Raw genomic sequence first — 16107 nt, forward strand, 5'->3', positions numbered from 1 at the left:
CACCCCGCGGCGCGGCACCTTTCCCGAAGATGCCAGAAGCACCGCAATATTCCATGCGCATTTCCGCGCAGGCGACCGCCTCCCCTCCCCGGGAGTTTCGGGCTCGCTCACGCGGAGGCGAGATTGCGGTGGAGATGAACCGGCGTCAAGCCCCGAAAGGGCAAGACTTCAAGCAGATTTGGAGGAACGCGACCTGGCCATCAGCGCCAGGATGAGGACGAGGCAGAGGATCGTCACCGGCCAAATGATGAGGTTCATGAACGACCAGCCATAAGCGGTGAAGACCTTGCCGGAGGAGAACGACGAGAGAGCCACCGTGGTGAAGAGGATGATGTCGTGGAAACCCTGCACCTTGTCAGCCTCGTGCGGGCGGTAGCTGGAGGCGACAATCGCGGTCGAGCCGATGAAGCCGAAGTTCCAGCCAATGCCGAGTAGGACCAGCGCACCCCAGAAATTCCAGAGTTCGATGCCCATATGGGCGACGACAGCGCAGCCCATGAGGATGAGAAGGCCGGCGGCGACGATTTTCTCGACGCCGAAGCGGGAGATCAGCATGCCGGTGAAGAAGCTCGGCGCGAACATGGCGAGCACGTGCCACTGGATGCCGAGCGTCGCCATTTCCGACGGGAAACCACAGCCGATCACCATGGCGAGCGGCGCGCCCGTCATCATGAAGGTCATCAGCGCATAGGAGCCGATGCCGCAGACCATGCCGGTGATGAAGCGCTGCGTCAGCACGATCTCGCGCAGCGGTCGCACCTGCGCCGCCGAAGCGGTGCCGACAGCCTCCGGCAGTTTCAGCGGCGAAAGCATGGCGATGGCCAGCAAGCAGAGCGGAATGATCGCCATGAAAGCACCGGCAAACAGAACCGGCTCGAGCAGGTTCTGGGTCCAGATCGCAAGCTGCGGGCCAAGCACCGCCGAGACGATGCCGGCCGCCAGAATCCAGGAAATCGCCTTCGGCTTGTAGAAGGACGGCGACGCATCGGCGGCGGCGAAGCGGATTTTCTGGGTGAAGCCGTTACAGAGGCCGATCAGCAAGAGGCCCAGCGCGAAGAGCCAGAAATTCGCCTGGAAGAGCGCGATTGCCGCAACGGCTGCGCCGAATGCACCCAGAAGCGCGCCCAGCATGAAGCTCGACTTGCGGCCGAGGAAACGCGAAGAGACGGCGATCGCGACGGCGCCCGCCGCCATGCCGACGTTGAAGCCGGTCAGCGGCGCGGTCGAAAGCGACTTGTCGTCGCCGAGAAGCTGATAACCTGCGAGCCCCCCGAGCGCAAAGACCATGGGCGGACCCGAACCCAGGATCGCCTGGGTGGCGGCGAGCAGCGCGACGCTGCGCCGGGCCGTCTGCAACTGCGTCTGAAGACCGTCCACCGTTGCGTCCATAGGTCCCTGCCCGGCTATTTCTTCGCTTCGCCGCGCGCCTGCTTGGCGATACGGTCAAGAACGGCATTGACGATGCGCGGCTCGTCCTCTTCGAAGAAGGCACGGGCGATTTCGACATATTCGGTGACGATGACGGCTACCGGCACGTCCTTGCGCTCAAGAATCTCGAACGTACCCGCCCTGAGGATGGCGCGCAGCGTCGAATCGAGGCGCGAGAGCGGCCAGTCTTCCTGCAGCGATGACCGGATCAGCGGGTCGATCTTCGTCTGGTCGCGCACGACGCCGGAGACGATGGAACGGAACCAGGAGGCATCCGCCTTGAGATAGGTCTCGCCGTCCAGCTCCTGGCCCAGGCGATGGGCCTCGTATTCCGCCACGACCTCCAGCACGCCGGTACCGCCTATATCCATCTGATAAAGTGCCTGCACGGCAGCAAGACGGGCGGCGCCTCGCTGATTGGCCTGCTTGACCGGCTGTTCGCCTTCCTTCGTCATGAAATCAACCACCATAGAGCTTTTCTCGCAGCGCGATCATGGAAAGCGCCGCCCGAGCGGCAAAGCCGCCCTTGTCCTTGTCCGAACGGCGCGCACGCGCCCAGGCCTGTTCCTCGTTCTCGCAGGTCAGGATGCCGTTGCCGATCGCCAGCGATTCGGAGACGGCGAGATCCATCAGTGCACGCGCGGATTCGTTCGAGACGATGTCGAAATGATAGGTCTCACCGCGGATCACCATGCCGAGCGCGACGAAACCGTCGTAATTCTTGCCGCCCTCTTCGGCTGCATCAAGCGCCATCGCAATCGCCGGCGGAACCTCCAGGGCGCCCGGAACCGTGACGACGTCATAGGTCGCTCCGGCTTCCTTCAGCGCATGGGTGGCACCGTCGAGCAGCGCATCGGACATGTCTTCGTAGAAGCGCGCCTCGACGATCAGGATGTGGGGCTTGGTATCGGACATCAGTGTTTCCTGCGGAAATTGGCGGGATTTGCATCTTTCCCGATTGCGGCGGTCAAATCATGGCGCGGCCGGATTGGCAAGTGTTTTTAGAGCCGCAGGCCTGCAGCGCCGGCACAGCAGCCTTGCCGTACCTTGCCCGCAAGTCTCGCCATGCTCGACCGAAAGTGATCGGCAGGCATACTACCCTCCTTGGCGATCTCGGTATTTCTTGTTTCGGCCGGGACACGTCGGGTGCCTCGAGTTAGATTTTTATGAGTGACACGCGACGTCCCGTTCGGTGTTCTTGTGCTGCGCAACTTCGATCCCTCTGCGCGGATACCGGCACCTTAGCCAGGGCAGCGCTCGCGGCGGAAACCGCCGGACGCTCCGAAAGGTTCGCGCCTTTCGGCAAGAACCAGTCGCCGGTCCAATCATGTGTGCCGCACAGGCACGCCCCGCCATATTTTCAGACGAGAGGGGGACCATTTTCTGCACAGCCCCTGACAACCCGCCTGCATCAACGGCAGACCGAAAGGGCACCGGTCCCATCTCGCCGGCGATGCTTGAACCGGTGTAGCCGAAACGGGACGCGGAGATTGTAGGCATGGGTTTGGAGGGCGGGGATGAAAAGAGACCGATTCGAGGGTAATTTTCTCTCAAATGACTGATTTTCCTAAGCAAGCCCCCTCTGCCCTGGCGGGCATCTCCCCCACGGATGGAGAGATCACAAGTGACGTGATCCGCGCTTCCAAACTACCGCTGCAAACGTGGGAGGCTCACTCGGGACACTCGATGAAGGGCTGTGAGCAGGCGTCCAGCCGATCTCCCCCTTGTTGTGGGGGAGATGCCCACCCTTCGACAGGCTGAGGAGGGCAGAGGGGGGTGCCGTGTCCACCGCCGCCGAACACGCTCCGATGCCTCTTGACCCCGCTTCCCTCGTTTCCATTTCAATGGCGGTGCCGATAGGAGGCGACCATGTCCGATGATCATAATGCCGTCCTTGTCAGGATAACCGGGAGGGTACAGGGCGTCAGCTTCCGCGTCTGGACACGCGACGAGGCAGTGCGGCTCGGTTTGACGGGCTGGGTCCGCAACGAAGAGGACGGGGCGGTGGTCGCCCTGATTGCAGGCCCTCATGCCGCGGTCTCGACGATGATCGAGCGCTTTCGACGCGGGCCCCCCGCCGCATCGGTTTCCGGTGTGGAAACACAAGCGACCACACTGGCAGAGTTTCCGACGGAATTCCGCATCAGCCGGTGACGGCGCCCGCGATGCGCCAAAGAAGACATTGAAAAGTACGGGTTGGCAGAGCGCCGCAAAGCGTGGTCTTTTCTTCCCAGAAAAAAGGAATGCGCCATGAACGAACCGACAGGACCTGTCGCCAATTCCGCCGATTTCACGTTCGACCCGTTCGAACAGGCAACGTCCGACAAGGGCGCCGGCATCCCAACGATCGAGACCGAGCGGCTGATCCTCAGACCGCACCGGATCGAGGATTTCGACGCCTATGCGGCATTCTGGGCCGATCCGGAGGTTGTTCGCTTCATCACCGGGGTTCCCTCGACGCGGGAAAACAGCTGGGGGCGGATGCTGCGGGTCAACGGCATGTGGCACCTGATGGGCTTCGGCTTCCTGGCGATCGAGGAAAAGGCGACGGGCCGGCTTCTGGGCGAGGCAGGCTTCCAGGACATGCGCCGCGATTTCGAGCCGTCCATCGAAGGCACGCTTGAAACCGGATGGGCGCTCATCCCTTCCGCCCACGGCAAGGGTTATGCAACAGAGGCGGTCAGCGCGCTCATTGCCTGGGCCGACGCGCATTTTCCCGGCCGGCGAATGACCTGCATCATCAGCCCGGAAAACCAGGCCTCGCTGCGGCTTGCCGCCAAGTTCGGTTTCCACGAATTCGCCCGCAGCAACTATCGCGGCCCGATCGTCGTGCTTGCGCGCGAAGGCTGAACTGCCGTTTTTCACCTTTTTTCAAGTATGATACGCGGAAAACGCGAAAGGTAATTGTTTTTCAGAAACTCCGAGTAAATTATCCCATAAGTTGCATGCCTGACATGACTCACCGCACCTTCATCAGAAGATCGCGACATGAACGACCATATCAGCGAGATACTATGGACACCTCACCGAAACAGCGTCCCGTTTCCACCGATGGCATGGAAGACCTGATTTTGCGCCTGTCCATGGCGCGCGGCGTCGAAGAGATCATGGCGTTGGTCCGCCAATCCGCACGCAGCCTCACTGGTGCCGACGGTGTGACCTTCGTCCTTCGGGACAACGACAAGTGCTATTATGCCGACGAGGACGCGATCGCGCCACTGTGGAAAGGTCAACGTTTCCCGATGGAAACCTGCATTTCCGGCTGGGCTATGAACCATGCCGAAGTCGTGGTCATCGAGGACATCTACAAGGATAACCGCATTCCGCATGAGGCTTATCGGCCGACCTTCGTGAAAAGCCTGGCGATGGCGCCGGTACGCGAAGAGGATCCGGTTGGTGCGATCGGAGCCTATTGGGCGAAGGCAGAATGCCCTTCGGCGGAAGCCATCCATCTTCTGCAGCGGATTGCGCATAGCACCGCCGTCGCCATGACCAATGTCGCGCTGATCAATTCTCTGGCCGCAGCCAAAGAGGAAGCCGCGCGGGCTCGCGACGCGATGATCCTTGCCATGGCCTCGCTTGCGGAAACCCGGGACACCGAGACCGGCAACCACATCCGCCGTACCCAGCACTATGTCAGGGCGCTTGCAGAAGCACTCAAGGAGCACGAACCTTACTCCGAGCACTTTAGCGACGACGTGATCGACCTGCTCTACAAGTCCGCACCGCTGCATGATATCGGCAAGGTCGGTATCCCGGACAGCATCCTGCTGAAGCCTGGCAAGCTCGAGCCAGAGGAATACGAGGTGATGAAGACCCATGCGGAACTCGGCCGCACAGCCATTGCCGCAGCCGAGCGCTACATGGGTTCGACGACCCCGTTTCTCAGCCTGGCGAAGGAAATCGCCCATACGCATCACGAAAAATGGAACGGCACCGGTTATCCGCAAGGGCTGAGGGGGGAGGACATTCCGATCGGCGGGCGAATCATGGCGATCGCCGATGTCTACGACGCGTTGGTCTCGGAACGGATCTACAAGCCCGCCATGCCGCATGACGATGCGGTCGACCTCATCCTCAGGGAGGCAGGGCGGCATTTCGATCCGGGCCTTGTCAATGTGTTCGCCACGATCGCCCCGAAGTTCAGGGAAATCCACCGCCAGTTCGCAGATGCGGCCTGATTTCTAGGCTTTCGCCGGAAACTCCGCCAGCCGTGCGGCATAGCGAGCCATGGTGTCGACCTCGAGATTGACGAAGTCGCCGGGCTTGCGGTCGCCCCAGGTGGTGACGGCCAGCGTATGGCGGATCAGGAGCACATCGAAATCCGTGCCTTCGACCGCGTTGACCGTCAGCGACGTGCCGTCGAGCGCGACCGAACCCTTCGGCGCGACGAAGCGAGCCAAACGTTCCGGCGCGCGAAGACGGATGCGCACCGCCTCGCCTTCCGGCTCGATCGCAAGGATTTCCGCCTTGCCGTCCACATGACCGGAAACGATATGGCCGCCGAGCTCGTCGCCGATCTTCAGCGGCCTTTCAAGATTGATCCGTGTACCCTCAGTCCATGCGGAGACCGTCGTCAGCCTGAGCGCCTCTTCCCAGGCTTCCACCTCGAACCAGCGCTCGTTGCTACCTTCGTCCGGAAGGGCCGTCACCGTGAGGCAGACGCCGGCATGAGCGATCGACGCGCCCATATCGATCGTCTTCGGATCGTAATTGGTGGCGATCCTGAGCTTCAGCCCCTCGTCCATCGGCGTCAGTTCGCAGACCGTGCCGACATCGGTGACAATTCCGGTGAACATCAGGAAACCCTTTCGTATTCGAACGCGCGGTCGGGACCATATGCGGCTTCGCCGACCAGTTCGAAGCCGTCCGGGATATCGGATGGAACGAGGGGCGATTCAAGTCCGTTGCCGCCAATCATGCCGGCGCCCTGGAAAAGCAGGATGCGATCCACGAGACCGGCGTCGATGAAGGATTTCGCGACCGCCGCCCCCCCCTCGACCAGGATGGAGGAGATCCCCCGGGTCGACAGCGCTCCCAGCAGCAGTTCCAGATCGTGCGGGTCGCATTGGAGCGTTTCGACACCGGCCGCCCTGAGTGCTTCCCGGCGCTCGATGACGGCCTGATCCGGATCGTCGCTGAACAGCGGCGGTTCGCCGGCGACCGCAATCACCGGCACGTCGTTCGCCGTCCGCACAAGATTGGAGGTGAGCGGCAGGACAAGCCTTCTGTCGAGCACGATGCGGGTGGGCGACCTGTCCTCCATACCGGGAATTCGGACCGTGAGTTCCGGGTCGTCCGCAAGCACCGTACCGATGCCGACGAGGATGGCATCGGCCTGAGCCCTCAGCCGATGCACCTCGTCCTTGGCGAGCAGCCCTGTGATCGCCACCTCTTCGCCCGGACGGCCAAGCATGCCATCGGCGGAAACCGCAAGCTTCAGTGTCACGTAGGGGCGGCCCTTCGTCTGACGCATGAGGTAGCCGGCGAGCGCCCGCCGTCCCTCCTTCTCCATCAGGCCAGTCTCCACGATGATGCCACCCTCCTCGAGGATGGCCAATCCACGGCCGGAGACACGTGGATCGGGATCAGCCAGGCAGGTGACGACGCGGGCGACGCCGGCTTCCACCAGCGCATTGGCGCAGGGCGGCGTCTTGCCGTAGTGCGAGCAGGGTTCGAGCGTTACATAGACAGTCGCCCCCCTCGCCTTGTCGCCGGCGATCGCGAGCGCCTGGGCTTCCGCATGCGGCCTGCCGCCCAGCGCCGTTACCGCCTCGCCGACGATCTCGCCGTCCTTGACAATGACGCAGCCGACCGATGGGTTGGTACCGGTCAGACCGGTATGCCGACGCGACAGTTCGAGCGCCCGCGTCATGAACTTTTCGTCATCAGCCGCGGTCATCCGTCACGCTTTCCTATGGCTCCACGCCAGGATCGCGGGCGATCTTGGCATTGATCTCGGCGATCACCTTCTCGAAATCCTCCGCATGGGAGAAATCACGATAGACCGACGCGTAGCGCACAAAAGCCACGTCATCGAGGCTCTTCAAGGCTTCCAGCACCTGCAGGCCGATTTCCTCCGACGAAATCTCGCTTTCGCCCGAGCTTTCCAGTCTCCGGACGATGCCCGAGACCGCCCGCTCGATGCGGTCGTTGTCGACCGGCCGCTTGCGCAGCGCGATCTGGAAGGAGCGCACCAGCTTGTTGCGGTCGAACGGCACCTTGCGGCCGGTCTTCTTGGTGACCATCAGCTCGCGCAGTTGCACCCGCTCGAACGTCGTGAAGCGGCCGCCGCAATCCGGGCAGATGCGCCGCCGGCGGATGGAGGTATTGTCCTCCGCCGGGCGCGAGTCCTTGACCTGCGTGTCTTCCGAGCCGCAATAGGGGCAGCGCATCGCTTCTCCTTAGGTCCTGGGTTTTCGGCTTACATATAAGGGTACATGGGGAAACGGCCGGTGAGCGCCACGACCTTTTCCCGAACGCCGGCTTCCACAGTGGCATTGCCCTCGTCGGAATTGGCGACCTTCAGACCGTCGAGAACCTCGACGATCAGGTTGCCGATTTCCCTGAACTCCGCTTCCTTGAAGCCACGTGTCGTGCCGGCCGGCGTGCCGAGGCGGATGCCCGACGTGACGAAGGGCTTTTCCGGGTCGAAGGGAATGCCGTTCTTGTTGGTGGTGATGTAGCCGCGGCCAAGAGCCGCTTCGGCGCGCTTGCCGGTGGCATTCTTCTTGCGGAGATCGACCAGCATCAGGTGGTTATCGGTGCCGCCGGAGACAATGTCGAGGCCGCCGGCCTTCAGCGTCTCGGCAAGCGCCTTGGCGTTCTTGACGATCTGCGCGGCATATTCCTTGAATTCCGGCTGCAGCGCCTCGCCGAAAGCGACCGCCTTGGCGGCGATGATGTGCATCAGCGGACCGCCCTGCAGGCCCGGGAAGACGGCCGAATTGATCTTCTTCGCCAGTTCCTCGTCATTCGTCATGACGACGCCGCCGCGCGGGCCGCGCAGCGATTTGTGCGTCGTGGTCGTCGCCACATGGCAGTGCGGGAACGGCGACGGATGCTGGCCACCTGCGACGAGGCCGGCGATATGCGCCATGTCGACCATGAGGTAGGCGCCGACCGAATCGGCGATCTCACGGAAGCGCTTCCAGTCCCATATGCGGGAATAGGCCGTGCCGCCGGCGATGATCAGCTTCGGCTTGTGCTCCTCGGCCTTCTTCTGCACGTCGTCCATGTCGAGCAGGTTGTCCCCCTCGCGCACGCCGTAGGAGACGACGTTGAACCATTTGCCCGACATGTTGACCGGCGAGCCGTGGGTCAGGTGTCCGCCCGAGTTGAGGTCCAGGCCCATGAACGTGTCGCCGGGCTGCAGCAGCGCCAGGAAAACCGCCTGGTTCATCTGCGAGCCGGAATTCGGCTGGACGTTGACGAAGTTGACGCCGAAAAGCTTCTTGGCGCGCTCGATCGCCAGTTCCTCGGCGATATCGACGAACTGGCAGCCGCCGTAATAGCGCTTGCCCGGATAACCCTCCGCGTACTTGTTGGTCATGATCGAACCCTGCGCTTCGAGCACGGCGCGGGAAACGATGTTTTCCGAAGCGATCAGCTCGATCTCGTGGCGCTGGCGACCCAGTTCCTTCTCGATCGCACCAAAGATTTCCGGATCGGATTCGGCGAGAGGACGGGAGAAGAAGGCATTGGTGTTCGACATGTGCGAAGCTCCTCGAAGGGGTGGGGCATGCGATGTCGCGTCTTAGCGCCCTGCCGGGTACAGGGCAATATGGAGAACGACATTTGCGGGCCTGAAGGCGCGGCGAAAAGCCTATGAACGAAAAAGCCGCACCCTTTGCGGATGCGGCCCTCGATGGTCTGACGACTGCGCCGGCTTACTGCGGCAGCATGTCGTCTTCGATGGAACCGGCCGGCTTCTCGACACCGGTCGTGGTCTGCAGCGCCAGTTCCTGATTGCCGTCGAGTTCGTAGATGTCGTCGCGGAACTGCACGACGCGGTCCTTCGCTGACCAGGCCGTGACGTAGACGATATAGACCGGCACTTCCTGCGCCAGCTTGATGGGCGTGTTGACGCGGCCGGCGATGACGCGCTCGATCTCCTGGCGCGACCAGCCGGGCGTGTCCCGCAGCAGCCAGGTGATGAGGTCGCGGACGTTCTGCACGCGCATGCAGCCCGAGGATTCGAAGCGCATCAGCTTGTTGAACAGGCCCTGCTGGGGCGTGTCGTGCATGTATTCGTTGTTCGGGTTGTGGAAGTTGATCTTCGTCGAGGCCATGGCGTTGATCTTGCCGGGGTCCTGACGGAACATGAAGTTCGGCGCCTTCGGAGCGAACCAGTCGACCGTTTCCGGCGCGACTTCGTTGCCCTTGCCGTCGATCAGGCGGATGTTGTTGCGGGTAAGATAGGTCGGATCCTTGCGCATCAGCGGCACGATGTCCTTCTCGACGATCGAGCGCGGAGCCGTCCAATAGGGGTTGAGGATGACTTCGTAGATCTTCGAGTTGATGGCGTGCGTCGGCCGGTCGATGCGGCCGACGACGGCATTGGTGCGCAGCGCCACGCGGTCGTTCTCCACCGCCTCGATATAGGCGGCCGGAATGTTGACCATCACGTAGCGGGGGCCGAGATCGCCCGAGAATGTCTGGAGACGGACGAGATTCGTGTTCAACTGCTGCAGGCGGATGTCGGCCGATACGTTGAGCGCCTTGACGGTGAATTCGCCGAGAACGCCGTCGGCCGGCAGGCCGTGACGGGCCTGGAAGCGCTTTACCGCGCCGTCGACATAGGAATCGAACGCGGACGAGATGCCGGCTTCCCGCGGCAGGTCGCCGGAAATCATCAGACGCTGGCGCAGGACTTGGACGGACGGATCGACGACGCCGATCTTGAGGCGCTGCTGGCCGGGATTGATTTCAGGCCAGCCGCCGTTCGAGACGATCTGCTGATAGTCGAAGATCGCCTGCTGGATGTTCGCCGGACCGCCGGGGCCGAGAACCGGATTGTTGGAGACGACGCCGACGGCCGTGCGCGATGCCGCCCTGGCATCGAACTGATCGTCCCAGGTGCCGCGGCGCGGCGCATTGATGAGGTCGTCGACGGCCGACTGCGCGAGAGCGGGTGCGGCAAGCGCTGCAGCTCCGGCGGAAACGGCCGAGCGGAGCAACGCGCGGCGGGATAGAACTTCGGATCCGGTCTTTTTCGACATCATACTACCCATCTGGTCCCGAGTATCGTCTTAGACGCCTACCGGGATATGGTTAACAAATGCGCAAAAGAATGCGCCGCCGGCCACGGCCTCGTCGTCATCGCGATATCGTGAAGCACGAAGTCCCGCCCGGCCCTTTGGTTCAGCGGGTCCCATAGCAATATGGCGAATTGGTGTCAGGTGCCGGCGTGTCACGATGCCGTGCGGGGCATGTGATTTTTTTGCATGCCTGCCCCAAACTCACAGCCGCGAAAACCGGATGCGCAGGGGACGCATCCGGTTCCGATCGCTGAGGAGGTCTTTTGCCGGCGGCCGCCCCTGTGGATGAGACGGCTGCTGGAGTTTTCGATTACAGACGATAGAGGATCTGGTCGTTCCAGAAACGGTCGAGGCGCTGCAGCAGCTTGTTCATCTGGCTGAACTCGCCTTCGCCGATGCCGCCGACCTTTTCGATCGAGCCGATGTGGCGCTCATAGAGCCTGGCGACGGTTTCGGCGATCGCCTGGCCTTCCGGCGTCAGGCTGATGCGGACCGAGCGGCGGTCGATTCGTGAACGCTGATGGTTGATGAAACCAAGGTCGACCAGCTTCTTGACGTTGTAGGACACGTTGGAGCCGAGATAGTAACCGCGGGAGCGCAGTTCGCCGGCCGTCAGTTCCGAATTGCCGATGTTGAACAGCAGGAGTGCCTGAACGGCGTTGACATCGTCTCGGCCCTGGCGGTCGAATTCATCCTTGATCACATCGAGAAGACGGCGGTGCAGGCGTTCGACCAGATGCAGCGATTCCATGTAAAGGGCGCGAATGGTTTCTTCATGCGGTTCTGCTACTGCCGGTGCCGCCTGCGGCTTCAGTTTCGTGTTCATCATGACTGCCTCACTCTGTTTTGTTTGGCGGTGTTTGTTTCTTCCCGCCTTGAGACAGACACTATCCAATACGCATAAAATTCGACTTAAAACATAGGCTTAACAAATACTTAACGCGACGCGTCGAATTCCGGCGACCGATTGCCGGCTATGAGGGCCAGCACTTCGGGCTATTAGAAATCAACAACTTAGCCGGATATTTTTCGTCAAATGCGGCCCCGAAAGCTTTAATTTCAGGGTAAATCAATCCTTACCCGCTCGGCTTTGCGGCGGGCTTCGATCCATAAGGAGAGGCGGAAAACGATATAAAGCGCCGCCACGAGGCCATGCATGAGAGGCACGAGCCGGTTATGACCAAATATATCCGGCCAGACCATATACATCAGGACCTGCGTTACGGCAGCGATCGCCCAAAGCACCGCCCCCCAGGAAACCGCAAGCCAGAGACCGAGCGAGGCGACCGGGAAAAGAACCGCGAGAGAAGACGCGGCCACCTTCCAGGGAAGGCTCAGGAGATCGAAGCGCGCCATGCCATGCAGCGAATAGCCGACCAGCATCGCCCAATATTGCAGGCCGAACCAGAAGCAGATGAGCGCGATCATCCGCAGGAAGATCACGTAAAGGATTTCCGTCAGCGTGCGCCTCGGCACGTTCAGTGAATCAGGCTCCATAGGATCTACACTAGCCGCCCCGACCGCCAACCGCCAGTGCCGGACCGGCGCCTGCACAATCGTTCAAGAGCTTTGAATTCGGCCCGGCTAAATCTACCGCCAACCGAAGGAGCAGACATGACCAGCGACTTTTCCCGCGCATCAATCAATCTTGCCGAAAAACTACAGCGGATTCCCGACCTCTGGCAACCGCGCGTCGTGGCGGAAATGAACGACTACCAGTTCAAGCTCGTCCGCATCCAGGGCGACTTCATCTGGCATGATCATCCCGAAACTGATGAAACCTTCATCGTTCTCGAAGGAGACTTGCGGATCGATTTCCGCGACGGCTCCGTCCATATCGGCCCCAGCGAAATGTTCGTCGTGCCGAAGGGTGTCGAGCACAAGCCGTTTGCCGAAAAGGAAGTGAAGATGATGCTGATCGAGCCGCGCGGCGTCTCGAACACCGGCCACGAAGGCGGCGAACGCACCGCTCAGAACGATCTCTGGATTTAGCGCTGCGGCGATCCCGCCCATTCATAAAGACCCTGCTCCATGATAATAGCGGCGCAATTGCAGAAGAATGGAGCCCTATCATGGACAAGACGCATCTGGTCGACGAGATCACCGGCCATCGCCGCATGCGGCGCAACCGCAAGGCCGACTGGACGCGCCGCCTCGTCCAGGAAAGCCGACTGACGGTCGATGACCTGATCTGGCCGATCTTCATCGTACCCGGCACCGGCATCGTCGATCCGATCGCGGCCATGCCCGGTGTCAGCCGCATGAGCGTCGACAAGGTAGTGGAAGCGGTAAAGGAGGCCGCCGATCTCGGCATTCCGGCGATCGCCACCTTTCCCGACATCGAAATGGAACTGCGCGACGAGACCGGCTCCAACAGCCTTGTTCCCGACAATCTGATCAACCAGGCGACGGCGGCGATCAAAAAGGCGGTACCGAATATCGGCATCATCACCGACGTGGCGCTCGACCCCTTCACCAGCCACGGCCATGACGGAATCCTGCGCGACGGCGTGATCGTCAACGACGAGACGGTGGACCAGATTGTCAGGGCGGCCGTGATGCAGGCGGACGCCGGGGCCGATATCATCGCGCCGTCGGAGATGATGGACGGCCGCATCGGCGCGATCCGCCACGCGCTCGATGCCGCAGGCCACCAGGATGTCGGCATCATGTCTTATGCGACGAAATTCTCGTCCGGGTTCTACGGACCCTATCGCGAGGCAATCAACACGAGCGGCCTCCTGAAAGGCGACAAGAACAGCTATTACATCTCGCCGGCGAACGGCACCGAGGCCCTGCGCGACGCGGCACTCGACGTCGAGGAAGGCGCCGACATGCTGATGGTGAAGCCGGGTCTTGCCTATCTCGATATCTGCTGGCGCATCAAGGAAGCCTTCGGACTGCCAACCTTCGCCTACCAGGTCTCGGGAGAATATACGCAGATCAAGGCGGCCGCGATGAACGGCTGGATCGACGGCGAGCGGATCATGATGGAGACGCTGCTCTGTTTCAAGCGTGCCGGCTGCGACGGCATCCTCACCTATTTCGCGGTGGATGCGGCGAAGAAATTGGCAAAAAGCCGCTGAGACTTGTTGTATAAACGGTTTCTACCCATATCCTTTGGGTAGAAACAGGAGACACGAACCCGATGACGCTCGACCCGAACCCGGCCTATGCCGCCCCCGACGACTGGCGGGCCTATAGTGGCGTTCTGTCGCGGCGGGTCTTTGCCTTCATCATCGACTACCTGGTCATCCTGTTGCTCTGCATTCCGGCAGCGGTCGTCGTCTTTTTCCTGGGCATCATCACGCTCGGGCTCGGCTTCGCGCTCTATCCCGCGCTCTTCGTGATCGTCGCGCTCCTTTATTTCGGCCTTACGCTCGGCGGCCCGAACCAGGCCTCGCCCGGCATGCGCGCCATGGGAGTCGCCATGGTCCGCCTCGACGGCCGGCGGATGGACTTCCTGACGGCGGTCGCCCACACGGTGATCTTCTGGATCATCAACTCGGTGCTGACACCGCTCATTCTGCTCGTCGGCCTCTTCACCGAACGCTCGCGTCTCGTGCACGACATGCTGCTCGGCACCGTCATCATCCGGACCGCGTAACCGTCACCGACAGAACGTTTGTCGTGCAAGCGGCGCTGCACCACGCTGCACATGGTTGACGTTTTACTTTTATGCGCCATGGTATGGATTTACGATGACAAGACGGGACCACCGCGACGCAATGAATACCCAGGCAACGCCCTCACCGCAGTTTTATCTGACGGCCCCGGCAGTTTGTCCCTACCTTCCGGGCGAGATGGAGCGCAAGGTCTTCACTCACCTGGTCGGTCCGCGCGCCGCCGAAATGAATGATCTCCTCACCCAAGGCGGTTTCCGACGATCGCAAAACATTGCCTATCGCCCTGCTTGTGAATCCTGCCGAGCCTGCGTTTCAGTCCGCATCCTCGCCAATGATTTCGAGCATAACCGTTCAATGCGGCGCGTGCTCGCGACCAACAGCGACCTGGTCTCGACCGTCTATCCGGCGCAGCCCTCCACCGAGCAGTTCTCGCTTTTCCGCCGCTACCTCGATGACCGGCACCAGCGCGGGGGCATGTCCGACATGTCGGCGCTCGACTACGCGATCATGGTGGAAGACACGCATGTCAACACCCGCATCATCGAATACCGCCGTCGCGAGCCGGGTTCGGGCATCAGCAATGAGCCGAAGGGGGAATTGCTGGCCGTGGCACTCACCGACATGATGAGCGACGGGGTTTCCATGGTCTATTCCTTCTTCAACCCCGAACTCGAAAAGCGGTCGCTCGGCACCTTCATGATCCTCGACCACATCAAACGCACAAAGGCGCTCGGCCTGCCGCATGTCTATCTCGGCTATTGGGTCAAGGGTTCCTCAAAGATGGGCTACAAGACCCGCTTCCTGCCGCAGGAGCATCTCACCCCGCGCGGCTGGGAGCTCTACGATCCCTCAACCGACGCCTGATACCCGACCTTCTCCATGAACAGTCACAAGAAGGGCCTCGTGCTCACCACCATCGGCGGGCTCGCGCTCTCCTTCGACGTGCCGCTCGTCAGGCTCGGCCATGGCGAACTCTGGTCGACGATCCTATTGCGCAGCGTCACCACCTTCTTGGCGGCAATGCTCCTCTGGCTTCTGGTCCGCCGTTTCGGCTCCAGCCGCCCGATCCTGATCCCCGGCAAGGCGGGCCTCGCCGCCGGCATCTGCTACGGCATTTCGACGATCGCGTTCCTCGGCGCCATCTTCAACACGGCAACCGCCAATGTCGTCTTCATCGTCGCCTTCACGCCAATGTTCGCCGCACTCCTCGGATGGCTGGTGCTGAAGGAACGCCCCTACCCGGCGACGCTTCTCACCATGCTGGTCATGCTCTTCGGCGTTGGATTGATCGTCTCGGGCGGTCTTTCCGGCGGGCATCTCTTCGGCGACGCGCTGGCAATTCTGGTCGCCTTGGTGCTGGCACTGGCGATCACCATAGGCCGGGCGACGCGCATCGACATGGGCTTCGTGCCACTCGTCGCGGCGGCCATGCCGGGGCTGATCGGGCTTGCCTTCGTGGGCAAATCTTCCCTTGCCGGCACGGGCGGCTTTTCGGTCCCCGATCCCTTCTGGGTGATATTTGACGGAGCGGTGATGATGCCGCTCGCCTTCTGGTGCCTGGCAACCGGCCCGAAGTATCTCTCCGGCCCGGAAGTCGGCATGTTCTATCTGCTCGAAACGATCCTTGCGCCGATCTGGGTCTGGCTGATCTTTTCGGAATTCCCCTCTTCCCGCACACTTCTCGGCGGCACGATCCTCATCCTGGCACTGATCGGCTATTCGCTCTGGCAGATGCGGAGAGTGGAGAGGGTAACCGAAATAGCGTAATTTTATGTTCCATTGGGAATATCTTC

General features: G+C 61.6%; 18 protein-coding genes. 8 read left to right on the forward strand and 10 right to left on the reverse strand.

Annotation, left to right across the window (positions count from 1 at the left end; translation table 11 throughout):
* Positions 1–168: 168 nt before the first annotated feature.
* From J2046_RS08920 to ribH, 3 genes are read right to left on the reverse strand one after another with little or no spacing between them, the layout of a single operon-like run.
* Entirely contained in the window at positions 169–1389 is a 1221-nt protein-coding gene (locus tag J2046_RS08920; RefSeq protein WP_210050996.1) for an MFS transporter, read from the reverse strand.
* Between the two features lie 14 nt (positions 1390–1403).
* Positions 1404–1883 (reverse strand): transcription antitermination factor NusB, encoded by a 480-nt coding sequence (gene nusB, locus J2046_RS08925; RefSeq protein WP_210051615.1) that lies wholly within the window; start codon positions 1881–1883, stop codon positions 1404–1406.
* A 4-nt stretch (positions 1884–1887) separates the two neighbouring features.
* Positions 1888–2343, reverse strand: coding sequence for a 6,7-dimethyl-8-ribityllumazine synthase (gene ribH, locus J2046_RS08930; RefSeq protein WP_411828482.1), 456 nt, complete (start codon positions 2341–2343; stop codon positions 1888–1890).
* Positions 2344–3297: 954 nt separating this feature from the next.
* On the opposite strand from ribH, the gene J2046_RS08935 reads away from it, so the two are divergent.
* From J2046_RS08935 to J2046_RS08945, 3 genes are all read left to right on the forward strand, one after another.
* Positions 3298–3582 carry an acylphosphatase gene (locus J2046_RS08935; protein ID WP_210050997.1) on the forward strand — a complete coding sequence of 95 codons (285 nt, stop codon included), beginning with the start codon at positions 3298–3300 and terminating at the stop codon, positions 3580–3582.
* Between the two features lie 96 nt (positions 3583–3678).
* Positions 3679–4278 (forward strand): GNAT family N-acetyltransferase, encoded by a 600-nt coding sequence (locus tag J2046_RS08940; protein WP_210050999.1) that lies wholly within the window; start codon positions 3679–3681, stop codon positions 4276–4278.
* A gap of 164 nt (positions 4279–4442) precedes the next feature.
* Positions 4443–5609, forward strand: coding sequence for an HD domain-containing phosphohydrolase (locus J2046_RS08945; protein ID WP_210051000.1), 1167 nt, complete (start codon positions 4443–4445; stop codon positions 5607–5609).
* Between the two features lie 3 nt (positions 5610–5612).
* Here the strand turns inward: J2046_RS08945 and J2046_RS08950 are convergent, their stop codons facing one another.
* The 7 genes from J2046_RS08950 to J2046_RS08980 all read right to left on the reverse strand — a co-directional run bounded on the left by J2046_RS08950 (position 5613) and on the right by J2046_RS08980 (position 12185).
* Positions 5613–6227, reverse strand: a complete 615-nt coding sequence (locus J2046_RS08950; RefSeq protein WP_210051002.1) for a riboflavin synthase — start codon at positions 6225–6227, stop codon at positions 5613–5615.
* On the reverse strand, positions 6227–7330 hold the full coding sequence (ribD, locus tag J2046_RS08955) for a bifunctional diaminohydroxyphosphoribosylaminopyrimidine deaminase/5-amino-6-(5-phosphoribosylamino)uracil reductase RibD (RefSeq protein WP_210051004.1): 1104 nt from the start codon (positions 7328–7330) through the stop codon (positions 6227–6229). Before ribD ends, J2046_RS08950 begins: the two co-directional genes overlap by 1 nt.
* A 13-nt stretch (positions 7331–7343) precedes the next feature.
* Positions 7344–7823, reverse strand: a complete 480-nt coding sequence (nrdR, locus tag J2046_RS08960) for a transcriptional regulator NrdR (protein WP_037150667.1) — start codon at positions 7821–7823, stop codon at positions 7344–7346.
* A 29-nt stretch (positions 7824–7852) separates the two neighbouring features.
* The gene (glyA, locus tag J2046_RS08965; RefSeq protein ID WP_210051005.1) at positions 7853–9142 is read right to left on the reverse strand and encodes a serine hydroxymethyltransferase; all 1290 of its coding nucleotides are present in this window, start codon (positions 9140–9142) and stop codon (positions 7853–7855) included.
* A 175-nt stretch (positions 9143–9317) separates the two neighbouring features.
* Positions 9318–10649, reverse strand: coding sequence for a L,D-transpeptidase family protein (locus J2046_RS08970; RefSeq protein WP_210051006.1), 1332 nt, complete (start codon positions 10647–10649; stop codon positions 9318–9320).
* A 349-nt stretch (positions 10650–10998) separates the two neighbouring features.
* Positions 10999–11514 carry a transcriptional regulator LdtR gene (gene ldtR, locus J2046_RS08975; protein ID WP_210051616.1) on the reverse strand — a complete coding sequence of 172 codons (516 nt, stop codon included), beginning with the start codon at positions 11512–11514 and terminating at the stop codon, positions 10999–11001.
* 233 nt (positions 11515–11747) lie between these two features.
* Positions 11748–12185 (reverse strand): DUF6163 family protein, encoded by a 438-nt coding sequence (locus J2046_RS08980; RefSeq protein WP_210051007.1) that lies wholly within the window; start codon positions 12183–12185, stop codon positions 11748–11750.
* A gap of 117 nt (positions 12186–12302) precedes the next feature.
* Between J2046_RS08980 and J2046_RS08985 the strand changes: the two genes are divergently transcribed.
* From J2046_RS08985 to J2046_RS09005, 5 genes are all read left to right on the forward strand, one after another.
* Positions 12303–12680: a cupin domain-containing protein gene (locus J2046_RS08985; RefSeq protein ID WP_210051008.1), complete on the forward strand. Its 378-nt coding sequence runs from the start codon at positions 12303–12305 to the stop codon at positions 12678–12680.
* Positions 12681–12757: 77 nt separating this feature from the next.
* The gene (gene hemB, locus J2046_RS08990) at positions 12758–13774 is read left to right on the forward strand and encodes a porphobilinogen synthase (protein WP_210051617.1); all 1017 of its coding nucleotides are present in this window, start codon (positions 12758–12760) and stop codon (positions 13772–13774) included.
* Positions 13775–13836: 62 nt separating this feature from the next.
* A complete protein-coding gene (locus J2046_RS08995) occupies positions 13837–14295 on the forward strand; it encodes an RDD family protein (protein WP_210051009.1) in 459 nt (152 codons plus the stop codon).
* Positions 14296–14416: 121 nt separating this feature from the next.
* Positions 14417–15178: an arginyltransferase gene (locus tag J2046_RS09000; protein WP_210051618.1), complete on the forward strand. Its 762-nt coding sequence runs from the start codon at positions 14417–14419 to the stop codon at positions 15176–15178.
* A gap of 15 nt (positions 15179–15193) precedes the next feature.
* Positions 15194–16081 (forward strand): DMT family transporter, encoded by an 888-nt coding sequence (locus tag J2046_RS09005; protein WP_210051010.1) that lies wholly within the window; start codon positions 15194–15196, stop codon positions 16079–16081.
* Positions 16082–16107 lie beyond the last annotated feature (26 nt).

It is taken from the genome of Neorhizobium petrolearium (assembly GCF_017873175.1).
Classification (GTDB): domain Bacteria; phylum Pseudomonadota; class Alphaproteobacteria; order Rhizobiales; family Rhizobiaceae; genus Neorhizobium; species Neorhizobium petrolearium.

What these genes read in the sequence shown, in the direction of transcription:
- J2046_RS08995 (WP_210051009.1), top strand. Translation starts at nt 13,837, where the DNA reads ATGACGCTCGACCCGAACCCGGCCTATGCCGCCCCCGACGACTGGCGG.
- J2046_RS08935 (WP_210050997.1), top strand. Translation starts at nt 3,298, where the DNA reads ATGTCCGATGATCATAATGCCGTCCTTGTCAGGATAACCGGGAGGGTA.
- J2046_RS08985 (WP_210051008.1), top strand. Translation starts at nt 12,303, where the DNA reads ATGACCAGCGACTTTTCCCGCGCATCAATCAATCTTGCCGAAAAACTA.
- J2046_RS08920 (WP_210050996.1), bottom strand. Translation starts at nt 1,389, where the DNA reads ATGGACGCAACGGTGGACGGTCTTCAGACGCAGTTGCAGACGGCCCGG.
- nusB (WP_210051615.1), bottom strand. Translation starts at nt 1,883, where the DNA reads ATGACGAAGGAAGGCGAACAGCCGGTCAAGCAGGCCAATCAGCGAGGC.
- ribH (WP_411828482.1), bottom strand. Translation starts at nt 2,343, where the DNA reads ATGTCCGATACCAAGCCCCACATCCTGATCGTCGAGGCGCGCTTCTAC.
- J2046_RS08945 (WP_210051000.1), top strand. Translation starts at nt 4,443, where the DNA reads ATGGACACCTCACCGAAACAGCGTCCCGTTTCCACCGATGGCATGGAA.
- J2046_RS08980 (WP_210051007.1), bottom strand. Translation starts at nt 12,185, where the DNA reads ATGGAGCCTGATTCACTGAACGTGCCGAGGCGCACGCTGACGGAAATC.
- ribD (WP_210051004.1), bottom strand. Translation starts at nt 7,330, where the DNA reads ATGACCGCGGCTGATGACGAAAAGTTCATGACGCGGGCGCTCGAACTG.
- ldtR (WP_210051616.1), bottom strand. Translation starts at nt 11,514, where the DNA reads ATGAACACGAAACTGAAGCCGCAGGCGGCACCGGCAGTAGCAGAACCG.
- J2046_RS08970 (WP_210051006.1), bottom strand. Translation starts at nt 10,649, where the DNA reads ATGTCGAAAAAGACCGGATCCGAAGTTCTATCCCGCCGCGCGTTGCTC.
- J2046_RS08950 (WP_210051002.1), bottom strand. Translation starts at nt 6,227, where the DNA reads ATGTTCACCGGAATTGTCACCGATGTCGGCACGGTCTGCGAACTGACG.
- J2046_RS09000 (WP_210051618.1), top strand. Translation starts at nt 14,417, where the DNA reads ATGAATACCCAGGCAACGCCCTCACCGCAGTTTTATCTGACGGCCCCG.
- J2046_RS08940 (WP_210050999.1), top strand. Translation starts at nt 3,679, where the DNA reads ATGAACGAACCGACAGGACCTGTCGCCAATTCCGCCGATTTCACGTTC.
- nrdR (WP_037150667.1), bottom strand. Translation starts at nt 7,823, where the DNA reads ATGCGCTGCCCCTATTGCGGCTCGGAAGACACGCAGGTCAAGGACTCG.
- J2046_RS09005 (WP_210051010.1), top strand. Translation starts at nt 15,194, where the DNA reads ATGAACAGTCACAAGAAGGGCCTCGTGCTCACCACCATCGGCGGGCTC.
- glyA (WP_210051005.1), bottom strand. Translation starts at nt 9,142, where the DNA reads ATGTCGAACACCAATGCCTTCTTCTCCCGTCCTCTCGCCGAATCCGAT.